The organism is Allokutzneria oryzae (assembly GCF_042429765.1).
Classification (GTDB): Bacteria; Actinomycetota; Actinomycetes; order Mycobacteriales; family Pseudonocardiaceae; genus Allokutzneria; species Allokutzneria oryzae.
Window position 1 is genome coordinate 23,089 of record NZ_JBHLZU010000029.1, and the last position, 14,495, is coordinate 37,583.

The 14,495-nt window shown below is 69.1% G+C and carries 12 protein-coding genes; 7 read left to right on the forward strand and 5 right to left on the reverse strand.

Annotated elements, in window-relative coordinates; translation table 11 throughout:
• Positions 1–164 precede the first annotated feature (164 nt).
• The gene (locus ACFFQA_RS33375; protein ID WP_377860975.1) at positions 165–1,289 is read right to left on the reverse strand and encodes an HNH endonuclease signature motif containing protein; all 1,125 of its coding nucleotides are present in this window, start codon (positions 1,287–1,289) and stop codon (positions 165–167) included.
• 334 nt (positions 1,290–1,623) lie between these two features.
• Between ACFFQA_RS33375 and ACFFQA_RS33380 the strand changes: the two genes are divergently transcribed.
• Positions 1,624–1,812 carry a hypothetical protein gene (locus tag ACFFQA_RS33380; protein ID WP_377860977.1) on the forward strand — a complete coding sequence of 63 codons (189 nt, stop codon included), beginning with the start codon at positions 1,624–1,626 and terminating at the stop codon, positions 1,810–1,812.
• A 32-nt stretch (positions 1,813–1,844) separates the two neighbouring features.
• Here ACFFQA_RS33380 and ACFFQA_RS33385 read toward each other — a convergent pair whose 3' ends face one another.
• Positions 1,845–2,822: a helix-turn-helix domain-containing protein gene (locus tag ACFFQA_RS33385; protein ID WP_377860979.1), complete on the reverse strand. Its 978-nt coding sequence runs from the start codon at positions 2,820–2,822 to the stop codon at positions 1,845–1,847.
• A 96-nt stretch (positions 2,823–2,918) separates the two neighbouring features.
• Here ACFFQA_RS33385 and ACFFQA_RS33390 point away from each other — a divergent pair, with 96 nt between their 5' ends.
• The gene (locus ACFFQA_RS33390; protein ID WP_377860981.1) at positions 2,919–3,932 is read left to right on the forward strand and encodes a saccharopine dehydrogenase family protein; all 1,014 of its coding nucleotides are present in this window, start codon (positions 2,919–2,921) and stop codon (positions 3,930–3,932) included.
• A gap of 308 nt (positions 3,933–4,240) precedes the next feature.
• Here the strand turns inward: ACFFQA_RS33390 and ACFFQA_RS33395 are convergent, their stop codons facing one another.
• The gene (locus ACFFQA_RS33395; protein ID WP_377860983.1) at positions 4,241–5,206 is read right to left on the reverse strand and encodes an NAD-dependent epimerase/dehydratase family protein; all 966 of its coding nucleotides are present in this window, start codon (positions 5,204–5,206) and stop codon (positions 4,241–4,243) included.
• A gap of 1,016 nt (positions 5,207–6,222) precedes the next feature.
• Between ACFFQA_RS33395 and ACFFQA_RS33400 the strand changes: the two genes are divergently transcribed.
• The 3 genes from ACFFQA_RS33400 to ACFFQA_RS33410 are packed head-to-tail and all read left to right on the forward strand — an operon-like array spanning position 6,223 to position 7,123.
• Positions 6,223–6,564: a roadblock/LC7 domain-containing protein gene (locus tag ACFFQA_RS33400; RefSeq protein WP_377860997.1), complete on the forward strand. Its 342-nt coding sequence runs from the start codon at positions 6,223–6,225 to the stop codon at positions 6,562–6,564.
• Positions 6,565–6,579: 15 nt separating this feature from the next.
• On the forward strand, positions 6,580–6,762 hold the full coding sequence (locus ACFFQA_RS33405; protein ID WP_377860985.1) for a hypothetical protein: 183 nt from the start codon (positions 6,580–6,582) through the stop codon (positions 6,760–6,762).
• Positions 6,752–7,123, forward strand: coding sequence for a hypothetical protein (locus tag ACFFQA_RS33410; RefSeq protein ID WP_377860987.1), 372 nt, complete (start codon positions 6,752–6,754; stop codon positions 7,121–7,123). The genes ACFFQA_RS33405 and ACFFQA_RS33410 overlap by 11 nt, the downstream gene beginning before the upstream one ends.
• Before the next feature lie 515 nt (positions 7,124–7,638).
• Here the strand turns inward: ACFFQA_RS33410 and ACFFQA_RS33415 are convergent.
• On the reverse strand, positions 7,639–7,863 hold the full coding sequence (locus ACFFQA_RS33415; RefSeq protein ID WP_377860989.1) for a hypothetical protein: 225 nt from the start codon (positions 7,861–7,863) through the stop codon (positions 7,639–7,641).
• 747 nt (positions 7,864–8,610) lie between these two features.
• Between ACFFQA_RS33415 and ACFFQA_RS33420 the strand changes: the two genes are divergently transcribed.
• Together ACFFQA_RS33420 and ACFFQA_RS33425 are read left to right on the forward strand one after the other, a co-directional pair.
• Positions 8,611–9,321, forward strand: coding sequence for a pyridoxal-dependent decarboxylase (locus ACFFQA_RS33420; RefSeq protein WP_377860991.1), 711 nt, complete (start codon positions 8,611–8,613; stop codon positions 9,319–9,321).
• Positions 9,322–9,637: 316 nt separating this feature from the next.
• Positions 9,638–11,089 carry an FAD-binding protein gene (locus ACFFQA_RS33425; protein ID WP_377860993.1) on the forward strand — a complete coding sequence of 484 codons (1,452 nt, stop codon included), beginning with the start codon at positions 9,638–9,640 and terminating at the stop codon, positions 11,087–11,089.
• 389 nt (positions 11,090–11,478) lie between these two features.
• Here ACFFQA_RS33425 and ACFFQA_RS33430 read toward each other — a convergent pair whose 3' ends face one another.
• Positions 11,479–13,809: an ATP-binding protein gene (locus ACFFQA_RS33430; protein ID WP_377860994.1), complete on the reverse strand. Its 2,331-nt coding sequence runs from the start codon at positions 13,807–13,809 to the stop codon at positions 11,479–11,481.
• Positions 13,810–14,495: the final 686 nt, after the last annotated feature.

A 14,495-nucleotide genomic window follows, 5' to 3' on the forward strand; every position in this document is an offset into this window, starting at 1 on the left:
GAATGGCCGTGGTGTGGTGTTGGTGGCGTTGAGGGCCGTGCTGCCGCCCCGACTTCGTCGGGTTGCCACCGGGAATTCTCCCGCCCTCGGGCGCGGATTTCCTTGGGCATCCACTACCGCTAGCCCGCTCACCTAATGTGGTGGCGGGCTAGCCGGGGCCGGGTTTAAAACGGGGGAGCGGGATCCGCTATCGGCTCCGGTTCCCGGACATATGTGCGTCCCATCGGGGTGGTCCAAACATGGATACCGCCCGGGAGCTGGGTTCGTTTCCATCGGGTGTGGTGTTTCATCACGTGATGTCGTCGGCATTTCGCGCCGAGGTCGTCCGCGACCGTGTTGGTGCCGTCGAAGGATTCGCAATGATCCAGATCGCACCGGTGGGCCGGTTGTCGACAGCCGATCGCCACACACGTGACATCCCGCGCCCGGACCAGGTCCGCGAGGGCTGCCGAGGGACGGTAGTTCGTCCGGCCCACATCCACCGCCACCCCCGTCACCGGGTCGGTCAGGATCCGCTTCCACGTACCCCCGGCCGCGATATCCCGGGCCACATCTGCCGGGATCGGCCCATATCCAGCGAGCATGCCGGGTTCCTGATCCATTCCCATCAACGTCGTGGCGGGGAGGGTGACCAGGACCTTGACCTCACCCTGCGGGGCACCGGTCTCCTTACCCATCAGCAGGTCGAAGGCGACATCGGCGCGGCGCTGGTCCATCGTCCGCTCATCATCGAGGCCTCGGGCGATGCGGTCGATCCGGTCCCACACCAGGGCACCTTGGAGGGCGGTGAACTGGAACCGCAACGCGCACATGGCGTCGTCGAGGTTGAGCTTCTCCACCCGGCGGGTGCGCTTCTTCTCCTCGTGCCGCCGGGCTGCTGCTTCCGGGTCGAGCTTGGCGATCAGGCGTTGGGCGTGCTGCCGGATCCGGCTGTAGTGGTGCGTGCGGGCGTACTCGATCAACACCGCTTCCACGATCTCCGCCTGCACAGCCGTGAGCGGCTCCAACTGGTCCACGATCAGCAACGCCTTGCCCTGGTCGATCCGGCCCTCTTCCAGGGCGGCGAGGACGGCGGGGCGGGAGGCGAGGTTCTCGGCGTGGTTGATCAGGGTGCTGGCCTTGCGCGAGGAAATCGAGAGCAACGCCCCGACCTCATCCCCAAGGTAGGGGTATTCCGCGAAATCCGTGCTGACCACCAAATCGGCGAGACGACGCGCCAGGACCGCGTGCGCGTGATTCACCGCGCGGTAGGCGTCCTCGATTGCATCGAGGGTCTCGTCCGGGGTCATATTCCCATTCTATCTCGCCAAAAATAGTGATCATGGCTCTATGGGGTGAAATAGCGCCGATTCTTTCGCTGTTGGCGAACGGGAAAACATCGCCAAAGCCGGGTGGGTGCTCAGGGGACTCCTCATTCGGGGCGGTCGGGCGTACGGCGGGGATCGCGGTGGCCATGGTTTCCGGCGCGAGGTGGTCGTTGAGGGTGGTCGCGGGCACCCCGGCCATCGGGGCGGGGAGGACAGGGCGTGCCCCGGTCGGGTTCGGACCGGACCAGCGATCCCCCTGCCACCCGCACCGACGCCGCCCGGGCCCAGTCCCGGTGGTTCCAGCCCGAGCGGGCAGATGCTGCTCTTCGGCGCGATCTTCGCTCTCATGGCGCTCGCCATGGACGCCGTGTGGGGTGTGCTGGCGGGCGCCGCCCGTTCGTGGTTCGGCCGGTCGGCTCGACGCATGGACGTGATGGGCGGTGCGGCCGGGCTGACGATGGTCGGGCTCGGAGTCGGGCTCGCGGTCACCGGTCGTCAGAACTAGCGGCCACGGCGATCACACCCTGAGGTCGATGCTCAGCCGGCGGCCCCGGCCCCGTCGGCGCGTTCGTGGAACGCGCGTCGATAGGCGGTGGGGGACATGCCGACGATCCGGGCGAAGTGCGCCCGCAGGCTGGCCGGGCCACCGAACCCGCAGCTGTCCGCGATCCAGTCGACCGGCTGGTCACTGGTCTCCAGGAACTGCTGGGCACGTCGCACCCGCTGCTGCACCAGCCAGCGCAGCGGTGACATCCCGAGCACCTCGGCGAAGCGGCGCTCCAGGGTGCGCACGCTGACGTTGGCGCGGCCAGCGAGGTCCGAAGTGGACAGTGGGAGGTGCAGGCGCTGCCCCGCCCAGTCCAGCAGGGCGGCCAGCCAGTCGTCGCGGACCACGGGCGAGGCGGGCCGGTGGTACTGGGCCTGCCCGCCGTCCCGGTGCGGAGGGGTGACCAGGCGGCGGGCCAGCTCCGCCGCGACGGCGGCGCCGTGGTCGACCCGCACCACGTGCAGGCAGGCGTCGATGCCCGCCACCGTCCCCGCCGAGGTGATCACGTTGGCGTCCTCCACGTAGAGCACGGAGGGGTCGACCCGGACGGCGGGGTAACGGCGGGCCAGCTCCTCCGCGTGCAACCAGTGGGTGGTGGCCCTGCGCCCGTCGAGCACCCCCGCGGCAGCCAGCACGAAGGCGCCGGAACAGATCGACAGGATCCGGGTGCCGCGCTCGTGGGCCCGCCGCACCAGGTCCACCAGGTCCTCGGGCGGGTCGGCGTGCACGCTCGTGTAGGCCGGGACGACGAGGGTGTCCATCGGCTCCAGGTCCCATCCGTCGCGGCTCGGGGCGAGGGTGAACCCCGGGCTCAACCGCACCGGCGCGGAGCCGACCGGGACCACCGTGAACCGGTACCACGGGTCGGCCAGGTGCGGCCGGTCGACGCCGAAGACCTGGCACGGGACGGCCGCCTCGAAGATCGGCATGTCGTCGACGACGGCCATGACGACGCTGTGGGGGCGCATGACGCGAACCTAACGCAGGTTGACGCCGCCGACGGTGGTCTCCGGCAGGACTGCTCAGCAGGATCGCGGACGTTGCCTATCGCTGGAGGAGACCTGATGAAGCCAGTGATCGCGGTGTTCGGCGCCTATGGGCACACCGCTCGGTTCGTGACGGCGGAACTGCTGGAGCGCGGCTGGACGCCGGTGCTGTCCGGGCGGGACGCCGTGAAGCTTGCGGCGGCGGCCACCGCCCACCCCGGAGTGGAGTGGAGGATCGCCTCGGTCGACGACTCGGCCTCGCTCGACCGCGCGATCGCGGGCGCGGCGGCGGTGATCAACTGCGCCGGGCCGTTCGGCGACACCGCGCCGTCGCTGATCGAGGCCGCGGTGCGCGCCGGGATCCACTACCTGGACGTCACCGGTGAGACCCTCGTCGCGATGAGCACCTTCGACACCTACCGGGACGACCCGAAGGTGCGGGAGGCCGGCATCGTGGTGGCGCCGGTGATGGCGTTCTACGGCGCGCTCGGCGACCTGCTCGCCACCGCCGCGATCGGCGACTGGCCTGCCGCCGACGAGATCACGGTCGCGGTGGCCCTGGACAGCTGGCACCCGACCAAGGGGACCCTGCTGGCCGGTCGGCGCCGGGCCGGGCGGCGGGTGGTCTTCGCCGACCACCGCCTCCAGGTCCTCTCAGGCGACGAGCCCCCGCCGACGGGGACGTGGACGTTCGCCGACCCGTTCGGGACCCAGGACGTGGTGGGGGAGTTCTCCACCACCGACGTCGTCACGATCTCCCAACACCTGAAGACCGCGCGGATCAACGCCTTCCTGAACACCGCCCCGCTGAAGGACCTCAGCGCGCCGGAGCCCGACGGGCCTCGCGCCGCCGACGCGAGCGGCCGGTCGGACCAGGCCTTCCTGGTCGAGGTCGTTGTCCGGCGGGGCAACGAGCAGCGGAGGGCGGCGGCGCGCGGTCGCGACATCTACGCCATCTCCGCGCCGATCGTGGTGGAGGCGGCCGAGCGCATCCTGACCGGACGTGTCCGGGCCACCGGCGTCGTCACCGCCGGGGAAGCCTTCGACGTCAAGGACTTCCTGAGTTCCCTCCCGCTCGAAGTCGACGGCTGAACGCGGGTCCGCACCCGCTGTCCTCCGCGCGGCGGCGGTGCGGGACCAGTCCAGGACCGCCGGGCGCTGGTAGAGGTACTGCATCTCCACGGCTTCGGCCATGAGCGGGTCGGCCGTCGCCGTGGTGTGCAGTTCCAGCTCTGCCATCTTCCGCTCGCGGTGAAACCCATGCCCCGCGCAGGCGCAGCGAAGGCCGACCCGGTCAATGACCGTTGTCCTGCCAGGGATCGGCGGCGACCTCAGCCCCAGGAGCCGGCCTTCACCGTCCACAGTGGAACACGTGACCACGTCGCGTGCGCCCGCGAGGTTCAGCCCGTTGCCAGGAGCCGGGATTCGAGGAGCGGGGAAAGGCCGACAGGCGCGCGGTCCATGCGTTGCGGCGCCGTCCCACCGATGTCGGTCAGCCACCGCCAGGTATCCGCGACGGTGTCCTGAGCTGGACGGCAGCGCATGCCGAGCGCCAGGGCGCGCCGGGGAACCACCTCGTGCATCGCGCGCGCTTCGTGGCCTTCGGGAATCCAGATCGGCAGGTCGTTCCACGGCTGCACGCCCGCGTCGAGGATCCTCTCCGGTGCGATCCACCGCAGCTGCGCCGGGGATCCCGTCACCGCGCGGCACGCTTCGAGCAGCTCTCCCATCGTCGTGTGCCCGGGTTCGCTGACCAGGTTGTACGCGCCACTCGTGCGCAGCGCGGCGTGATCGAGCAACCAGATGGCGAGATCGCGCACGTCGATGAACTGCAGGCCCAGCTCCGGCGGTGCGGGGGCGGGGACGACCCCGCCCGCCGCGATCCGGTTGAGCCACCACGGCAGCCTGCCGACGTTCTCGTGCGGCCCCAGGACCAGTCCGGCGCGGGCCAGCAGCACGCGCTCGCCGAAGACGTCCCGGGCCGCCAGCTCGCCGCCGACCTTGTGCGCCGCGTAACCCGGTGCGGCGGGGTTCACCAGCGCTCCGTCCTCCTCCATCGTCAAGTCCTGGTAGACGGATCTGCTTGACACGTAGACGAAATGGTCGACCCGGCCGAACAGCGCGGTGGCCGCCGTGCGCACTGCCGACGCCTCGGCGGACCAGGTGTCGATCACGGCGTCCCACTCGCCCGCGAGGGCGGCGAGGCCCTCCGGCGTGGTGCGGTCGCCGAGCAGCACCCGCGCTCCGGGCGGCGGGGGATCGCCGTGGCCCCGGTTGAAGACCGTCACGGACCAGCCGCGCGCGACCGCCTCGCTCACGGCAACCCTGCCGACGAAGCCGGTCCCGCCCAGTACCAGAAGTCGCATGCCCCACCCTCGCATCGCGAGCACCCGTCGGGCCGGGAAGTTCGCGCTGGGTGGACAAGCTGGAGCGCTCACCCCCGCTGTCGGCCGGATGACCGATTCTCGCAATTCCTGGAAAATCAGAGACATTCAGGAGGCTTATGGATGAGCCGTCGGCGATAAAATCGCCGATCAGCTTGTTTTGTTACGCGAACTGGAATGTTACGCTCGATCGAGTAAAGCTCGACGCGAGCGTTTCGGCGGTCCAAGGTGGGAAGTAACGATGGCGACGGTTCTCTCGATGAGGGAGAGAAACCGGATTGAATGACCAGTTCTCCAGGTACCCCGTTTTCTAGACCCCGAGTTCACACGGAGTGACCTCTGAGACGCGACTATCGAGCCGCACCCACCGTCCTCGCGTTCGCCTTGGCGCAGTGCCATGCGGATCGCGTTATCGGAGGACTGCGCATTCTGGGCAATTCGGGCGGGCTGGTCCACGTGTGCGACGGTGCGGTGATCGTGGTGGACGGCCCCGGCCCGCCTGGCGCGGAGTCGCCGGTGCCGCTCCCGCGCGGGCGCGGTGAGAGGGACCGGGCCGCGACTCCGCGAGGGCGCGCCGAGGCGTGGCCCCGTCACGCGGCTCTTGCCGTCCGCGGGACCGAGGGGGTCGGCCAACCACTGTCGCTGGAAACCGCCCGCCCGCCGGTAGCGCCTGCCTCGCTGACGTCCCCTTGTCGCCTCGCGGGGAACGCGTCGCGCCCGCGCGCTGCTCGTCCTGGCCGCGTGACGGCGGGAGCTCACCGCGCACGCCAGCGGCGGTCGCACGGCGACGGCTGTCGCCCCATCCGCGTCCTCGGTCAGTTCTTCCCGCTGGGGCTGTGCCTCGGCGCGCCCCGGAGCACACGAAGGCGGCCCGTTGCCCCCTGCCTCGACCAAGCGAACTCGCCGCCCGTTCATCGCTCGGGGCTGGCTGTGTCGCCTGTTCGGTCTTTCCGGATCAGAAAGGGAGAATATTGGACTATGACGCACTGGCCGCCGAGTTGCGGAAGCTTCGAGAAAATGTCGTCGGAGTGACCGACACGGTCATAGCCGGAGTCGACGGGATTCCCATCATCGCCGACGCGGCGGAGTCCATCGATCCGGCGAACGTCTCCGCGCTCGCCGCCGCCGATCTCGGGATCGCGCGCCAGGCGGTCGAGGTGATCGGCCAGGGCACGCTCAGCCAGACCGTGGTCTTCAGCAGCGGCGGCTACATGGCCGTGTACGCCGTCGGCCGGTTGGCGCTGATGGTCGTTCTGGGGGACAAGGGACTGAACGTCGGACGCCTCCTGTACGAGTCCCGGCCCGTGATCGAGCGGATCGGCTCGATCCTGACCTCCTAGCCCACTGCCCACCGGATGAGAGAAGAGGACATCGAGCACCAACCTGCGAGAGCGCCGACAGGCATTCTTGATTCATTGCTCATGGCAGACGGCATCGTCTGCACGGAGATGTACCCGTATGCGATCGAGGCGCAGGGTGATGAGCCATGTCGTCACGATCACCAGTTGACACAGGAAGCGATGTTTGATGAACATTGATACAGCACTGAAAGACGCCATGTCCATCGCCGGCGCTGTCGGTGTCGCTTTGGTCGACTATGAAAGCGGAATGTCGCTCGGCTCCAGTGGCGGAGGTGACTGGCTGAACCTGGAGCTCGCGGCCGCCGGAAATACCGAAGTCGTGCGGTCGAAACTTCGAGTGATGTCCACGCTCGCGCTCAATGACACCATCGAAGACATTCTGATCACATTACACCGCCAGTACCACCTGATCCGGCTCCTGGACTCCGTGAAGTCCAGGAGCTCGCTTTTCCTGTACCTGGTGCTGGAACGGGACCTGTCGAACCTCGCGTTGGCCCGGCACCACCTCAAGCGCATCGAAGCCGAACTGCAGATGTAAGTGGCGTCGACACCGCGGAACCATCCAAGCGCCAGGCGTGCATCGACGAAACACCCCCTTCGTTGCCTGGGACAACGCTGAAGCAGACGGCGCATGACGCGACAACGAGGCGCGAAGCGCTGTTCCCCGTCGATGGGGCTCGCGACTTCTGTGGCGAACCGCCGCGCCCGGGCCCTGTCCCAAGGTTTCCGCGATGTCGTTTCCGCGGCGGGTTCGAGAGAACAACGGGCCGCTGGCCAGGTCCGGTGTGGCTGGCGTGTGCTTCACGCCGCGGGCGGGTGTGAGTCGCTGTAGCCAGCGGCGCGATCGTGCCGCCGGGGAGTCCGGCTTACCGTCGACTGAGCGCTACGGGGTGGGGATACGGCATTGGCCGCATCCCCACCCCGCTTCTGCTGCTCTGGATGACGACGATGACACCGTTGGTGCACAAGGAACTTGCGGCGCGGGCACGGAGGAAGCGCCGATGGGGTGCGAGCTTGCGCGCGCACCCCATCAGCATCCCCGTGTCAGAAGGCTCACGTGGCGGACTGGTCGAGCTCCACCAGTGTCGCGGCGAGCCGGAAGTACTTGTTGCTCCCCAGATCGCGAACCGTCTTGACCCCGAACGCCGCCGCCAGCTTCTCGGCATCGCCCTCGCTGACACCGGCCAGCGCGGCGACCGGCGCGTCAAGGACTTCGGCCACGGTCAGCTCCTCGTACGCCTTGTCGAGCTGCTTGGCCAGGTCCACGGAAACAGCCACAGGTGGCATCCCTTCACACGTTGCGGATCGTGACGACGCCACGCTAGCGACGACGCGCAGCTGGTTCACCGGCCTCGACCGGATCGACACTCTTGGTCACTGGGTTGGAGCATCGGGCACGTGCGTCATTTGCTGATGTCTCAGGCAACTCCCGCATTGACGACACGAGCGTCCTGTGAAGCGGGCGTGGCGGACCGGGACCCGTGAACACCGTGTCGTGTCAAGGATCTGTGGCGGGAGTGGTTGCCGGGCGAGGCGCGGGGTACAGCGCGAACGAGGAGCGGTCGCGCTGAGAAGGAGACGGGACATGCGGCGGTTGCCAGCGACCCACCAAGGTGAGCTGTTCGCTCGTGAGGCGCAGGAGTGGCAGCCCACAACGTTTGTCCTGGGTCCGTTCGAACAGCACGGAAGGTCGTTCCCGCACAACGAGATCATCGGAGATGGCACCTCACCGGTCTCTGCGATCAACCTCCTGCTGACCAAGCCGACCGAGAAGTGGGTCGCGCATTCGTTTGTGCCACAGGTGATGCACGGCGTCCGTGCGGTCGTCCCGCGCATCGAGACCTCATCGCGAGGTCCATGAACGAGAGGCTTTCCCGTGCCTTTGGCGCTTCCTCCGGACCCGGACACCGGCCGCTCCGAACACGGTTGAACCGAAGCGCGCGTGCTCGCCGGGCTCGCGCTCAAACGACGGTGGCAGCGGCGGCGCAGGGCACAGGGAGGCCCGCTGACCGGCCGAACATCGTCTTGAGCGCCAACGTGCAGGTGTGCTGGGAGAAGTTCGCCAGCTACAGGGACGTCGAAGCACACCCGGTCCCGATGCGCGGCGAGGTGTGCCACCTGACCGCCGAGGAGGCGACGCGGCGCTGCGACGAGAACACCATCGGCGTCGTCGCGGTCCTGGGCTCGACCTTCGACGGCAGCTGCGCCGCACTGGACCGGGGCCAGCGGGAGCAGGGCTGGGACATCCCCGTCCGCGTCGACGGAGCCTCCGCCCCCTTCTGCGACCCGGAGCTGGAATGGGACTTCACCTTGCCCCGCGTGGCCTCGACCAACACGTCCGGCCACGAGTGGGCTGTCCCCCCCCGGCCTCGGGTGGGTGCTGTGGCGCGACGCCGACGCCCTGCCCGACGAACTGGTCTTCGGGGTCACCTACCTGGCGGGCAGATGCCCACCTTCGCGCTGACCTTCTCCCGCCCCGGGGCCCAGGTCGCCGCCCAGTACCACAACTTCCTGCGGCTCGGCCGGGACGGCTACCGACGAGTCCAGCAGTACTGCCGCTATGTCGCCCGCGCACTCGCCGCGCTCGGCCCCTTCCGGCTCATCACCGACGGCAGGCAACTGCCCGTGTTCGCCTTCACCCTCGCCGACAGCGAGGAGCGCTACTCCGTCTTCGACGTCTCCGCCGCGCTGCGGGAACGGGGATGGCTCGTCCCTGGCCGACCTGCCGCTCGGTGAGCACCGTTGCCGCGCAGCGGGTACCCCGGTCATCGCTTGCGCAACTTGCACGACCGGGTGACGGATTTAGGCATGCGCAGTGCTGGACAGTCGTTGTCCGATAAGGCGAACGAGTTGGGCGCGGACAGGTGCGCGCGGCCGGGGATACGGTGATCATTGAAGATGTTCCGCGCAGGAGCGGAACCGGGCTACCAAACCGTCCACAGAGGACGCTGCGCTGCCGTTCCGATCGCGGAGCCGCCGACCGGGGGTGACGCGACTGTGACGGCGATAGCTCGTTGTCGAGCATCTTCGTTGACCCGCCAAGGGAATTCGCATGACCAGACAACTCTCGAGAAACTCTGCCGCCGCCTACAACCCGAACACCCGGTTGTGGGAGTCCGAGGTCAGCGACGGCAGCATCCCTGTTCCGCCCCTTGAAGGCCAGCTCACGATCAACCGCTCTCACGAGGAGTCATCGCACGATCTGGGCAACATCGTCGTCGGGGCACCGGCCGCCGTGCTCCACCCGGCGTGCGCGGAGGACATCGCCGTGATGGTCGCGCTCTGCCACGCGCTGGGTGTCCCGGTCGCGGCGCGTGGGGAGCACCACACGACCCACGGTCAGTCGCTGGCACCCGGTGGGCTGGCGATCGAGATGACCTCGATGGCGCGGGTGCACGAGATCACCGACACCCACATCCGCGCCGACGCCGGCCTCACCTGGCGCACCCTGGTCCACAAGTGCGCGCCGTACGGGCTGCGCGCTGCCGGGCTGCCCGGCTACCTGAAGCTCACGCTGGGCGGGACCCTGTCGGTGGGTGGGATCAGCACCGAGCACCGTGAGGGTGGTTTCGTCGACCGGGTCAGCGAGCTGGAGATCGTCACCGGGACCGGTGAGATCCTGTGCTGCAGCCCCACCGTCAACGCCGAGCTGTTCCACGCCGCGCTCGGCGGGCTCGGCCAGGTCGGCATCATCACCACCGTCACGCTGGAGCTGCTGCCCCTGCCGGCGGCCACCCGCGAGTTCGTGCTGCACTACGACGAGATCGCACCGGCGTTCCGTGCGATGCGCACCCTGATGGCCCGCGATGACGTCGAGGGCGTGTTCGCGCTGGTGGTCCCGCCGACGGCGGATGTCCCGCCGCTGTACCAGGTCCGGGCGCACTGCTGGGGCGACGAGCCGCTCCCGTCCGCGGAGGTGGTGCTCGCCGACGTGCCCGAGTACCGCGGGCGCTTGGAGGTTCTCGACCAGTCCTACGTGGACCACGTCTCCACGTTCGACCGCATCATCCGGGGCTTCCGCATCACCTCGAACTGGGACGCCACCGTCAAGCCCTGGTTCGACGCCTTCCTGCCCGATGAGACGATCGAGCGCTACCTCGCGAGGACGATCCCGGCACTGACCCCGGAGGACTGGAACCCGATGGGGTTCGTCCTGCTCCTGCCGCACCTGCGGGAGTCCTTCACCTGCCCGCGCTTCCGGGTCCCCGAGGACACCGACATCGTGTGGCTGTTCGACATCCTCAACGTCTCGGTCACCCCCGGCCCGGATCCGGACTTCGTGGCGCGGATGATGCGGCGCAACAACGCCCTGTGGTCCAAGGCGCGGGTGCTGGGGGGAGTGCGGTACCCGATCGGGTCGCTGGACTTCTCGCCGGCGGACTGGGCGCACCACTACGGTGAGACCTGGCCGGATGTGCTGCGCTGCAAGCGCTTTTCCGACCCTGCTGGTGTCTTGACGCCGATGCTCGGCATTCGCGACGCCGACCAGGTGAAATCCCTATAAGGAGCAACAGCCGGACCGCCGGTTCGCTCTCCGGCGGCGCGCGGTCCGGAACTGCCTGGCGGAGCAGGCGCGCCGCCAGATCTCGGACCAGATCTACGGGAGACGCTGCGAACCCTGCCGGAAGTGATCCGGAGCAGCGCTGCTCACAGACGCCGGAAGCACCGGAGCCCGCTCTGGCTCCTCCAGCGGAGCCAACGGCCACGAAGTCCGAGCCACGAGCCAAGAAGGAAGAGGGGGGACGCCCGCGACCGCGGGCGTCCCCCCTCGCTCGTCGAGGGCCCGTCGGTGATCTCTGCCCGGATGACGGACCTGAGAGGGAACACGGCCCCGATTCGACGGCGTGGTGCTTGACGTGCTTGATCAACCCGATCGGCGGCACGGGACGCCCGTCAGTGAGCCGGGGGTTCTCGCCGGTCGGCCAGCCAGGTGGCGACGTGGGCGCGGTTGGCGAACCCGAGCTTGGCCAGGATGTGGTGGACGTGGCCTTCCGCGGTGCGCTGGGTGATCCCCAGCCTGTCCGCGATCTGTTTGTTGGTCAGCCCGTGGGCGACCAGCTCGGCGACCTGGTGCTCCCGCCGGGTCAACGGCACCTCCGCGGTGCGCGTCGCGGCGAGAGCGGGCTCTCCGAGCGCGTAGGCCACCGCTTCGTCGAGGTCGAGCCCGACTCCGCGAGCGAAGGCGGCTCGGAAAGCGTGATCACCGATGGCGTGGCGGGTCTGCCGCTCGCACGTCTCGTGCGGGCCTCTCCAGTCCGGGGAACCCATCCGGGCCTGGCCGCCCACCGACGCCCAGAGCTGCTCGACCGCGCCGAGCAGTATCGCCGCCCGCGCACCGTCATCGGCCGCGGCCGCGATCCAGGCCAGCACGTCGATGAGCATCGCCATGCCTATGAGGTCGTTGAAGGCCTTCTTGAGCCGCAACGACTCCTGCGCGTGCGTGGTCGCCTGTTCGAGTTCGCCCCTGGGCAGCTCGGCCCGCGCGAGCACGTAAAGCGCATAGGAGTAGCCCCATTGCTCGCCGTGGGGTTCGCACAGAGCGCAGGCTTTCCGCGCGAGTGCCACCGCGCGGGCGAGATCTCCGCGGAACAAGGCCGTCAACGCCTGGCAGTCGAGAGCCAGGATCACATTGCTGCTCAGCTCGCCGAGAGTGTCGAAGCGAGCCATCGAATCCGCGAACAGGGCATCCGCCAGCGCGTGGTCGCCGTCGAACATGGCGGCCGCTCCCCGCATGAAGGTGCCGTACGCCAGCGTCGTCTCCGCTCCGCACTTCTGGGCGAGAGCGCGGCACTCCTCCGCCCTGTCGGCCCCGGACCGGTTGTCTCCCTGCAGGAGCAGGAGGTGGGCGTTGGTGAACAGCGCCCTGGCTCGTGTGCTGGTCGGTTCGGTGTCGACGGCGAGTGCACGGTCGAGCCAGTGGCGCCCCTCGGCCACGAAGCCGCAGTCGATCCAGTAGAAGTGCAACGACGCGGCCATGCGCAAGCCGGCCTGGGACTCGCCCGGGGTGCTCAGACAGAACTCCAGGGCGACGCGCAGGTTGGCGTGGTCTCGCTGGGTACGCCGGAACACCTCGACCTGGTCGGGACCGAACCACTCGATGTCGCCCCGTTCGGCCAGGGCGAGGTAGTAGTCCCGGTGCCGCTCGCACAGCGCCGTCTCCTCGCCGGCCTCGCGTAACCTGTCCCGCCCGTAGGTGTGGATGGTGTCCAGCATCTGGTAGCGCGCGCCGCGGCCGTGGTTGTGTCCAGTCAGGACCGACTTGTCCACCAGCCCGGTCACCAGTGCGGGCACCTGCCCCCGTGCGATCCCGTCGCCGCCGCAGACCGCCTCCGCCGCGTCGAGGTCGAAGTCTCCGGCGAACACCGATGCCCGCGTCCACAGGGTCTGCTCCTCCGGGGCGCACAGGTCGAAGCTCCAGTCGATCGTCGCCCGCAACGTGCGATGACGGGGCAGCGCGGTGCGGATGCCCCCGACGAGAAGCCGGAAGCGGTCGTCCAACCGCTGCAAGAGCTGCTCCGGTGACAGCGCGCGCAGGCGGGCCGCTGCCAGCTCGATCGCCAGCGGAATCCCGTCCAGTCGATGGCAGATCCGCGCGGCCACCGCCCGGTTGCCCGCCGTGAGCTCGAACCCCGGCACGGTGGCGGCGGCCCGATCGGCGAACAGCCGCACCGCCTCGTAGCTGCACACGTTTCGTTTGGGGGACAGGTGTTCGGGGTCCGGCGCCGACAACGGGCCGACCGGCAGGACGTGCTCGCCCTCCACGTGCAGCCGCTGGCGGCTGGTGGCCAGAACCCGCAGCCCCCCGGCCGCACCGAGCAGCTTGGCCACCACCACGCAACACGCCTGCACCAAGTGCTCACAGTTGTCCACCACGAGCAGCAGCTGCTTGCCCTGGAGGTGGTCCACCACAACGGCCAGCGGCGCACGGGCGGACTGGTCACGCAACCCCAACGCATCCGCGACCGCCTGCGGCAGCAGCGCCGGATCCTGCAACGCGGCCAGCTCAACCAGCCACACGCCATCCGCGAACGCCTCCCGCGCCTGCCTGGCGACCCGCAGCGCCAGCTGGGTCTTGCCCACCCCGCCCGGACCGGTCAACGTCAGCAACCGCGTCGACGCCAACAGCTGCCTCGCGGCGGCCAGTTCCCGGCGCCGTCCCACGAAGCCACTCAGCTCCGCCGGAAGGTTTCCCTCGCGCCGCCCTGGGACCGCGTTGCCGCCCACCGGCTCAGAATCACCGGAACCGGCCCACTGTAAACCCGGGCTGCTGCCGATCGGGCACGGAACCGCCCCGCCGAGGCGGAGCGGAGAATCCACCCCGTTTGCCCGATTCCGGCTCCCCGCGCCAGTTTGCTCCTGTCAGCCGCTCACCTCGGCGGCAAATGTCTACAAAGGACTGTCCACTATGAACAATGTGGTGGGGTGACCTGGGGCGGGAGGGGATTCGAGTCCCCGGGTTCCGCGATGCCGGTTCGGTCCATCAAGGACTACCGTGCCCAGATCGCCAGCTGGGTCACCCAACGCCGTCCCGGCGCGGCGCCCAACGGGCAACCAGGACCGCCCTAGTGCCCGTCCCACGAGTCGTCCCGATCCCCGTGGTGGCCCCCGATCCCCGTGGTGGCCCCCGTGCCCTCGTGTCCGGGTGCCCTCGTGTCCGGGTGCCCTCGTGTCCGCGTGCCCTCGTGTCCGCGTGCACGCGTGGCCTGGCTGGCGTGGTCGGGGTTTTCGCGTTTTGTCACCTTGATGCGCGAAAGAGCGCTCTCATTTCGCATTAAGGCTACAAAACGCGAGACGAGGGTGCGCGGATGAGGGGTGCGCGGATGAGGGGTGCGCGGAGGAGGGGTGCGCGGAGGAGGGGTGCGTGGATGAGGGGTGCGTGGATGAGGGGTGCGTGGATGAGGGGTGCGTGG

Coding starts and splice junctions, on each gene's coding strand:
- ACFFQA_RS33405 (WP_377860985.1), top strand. CDS start 6,580: ATGAGAGAAGAGGACATCGAGCACCAACCTGCGAGAGCGCCGACAGGC.
- ACFFQA_RS33390 (WP_377860981.1), top strand. CDS start 2,919: ATGAAGCCAGTGATCGCGGTGTTCGGCGCCTATGGGCACACCGCTCGG.
- ACFFQA_RS33385 (WP_377860979.1), bottom strand. CDS start 2,822: ATGCGCCCCCACAGCGTCGTCATGGCCGTCGTCGACGACATGCCGATC.
- ACFFQA_RS33410 (WP_377860987.1), top strand. CDS start 6,752: ATGAACATTGATACAGCACTGAAAGACGCCATGTCCATCGCCGGCGCT.
- ACFFQA_RS33425 (WP_377860993.1), top strand. CDS start 9,638: ATGACCAGACAACTCTCGAGAAACTCTGCCGCCGCCTACAACCCGAAC.
- ACFFQA_RS33380 (WP_377860977.1), top strand. CDS start 1,624: ATGCTGCTCTTCGGCGCGATCTTCGCTCTCATGGCGCTCGCCATGGAC.
- ACFFQA_RS33395 (WP_377860983.1), bottom strand. CDS start 5,206: ATGCGACTTCTGGTACTGGGCGGGACCGGCTTCGTCGGCAGGGTTGCC.
- ACFFQA_RS33375 (WP_377860975.1), bottom strand. CDS start 1,289: ATGACCCCGGACGAGACCCTCGATGCAATCGAGGACGCCTACCGCGCG.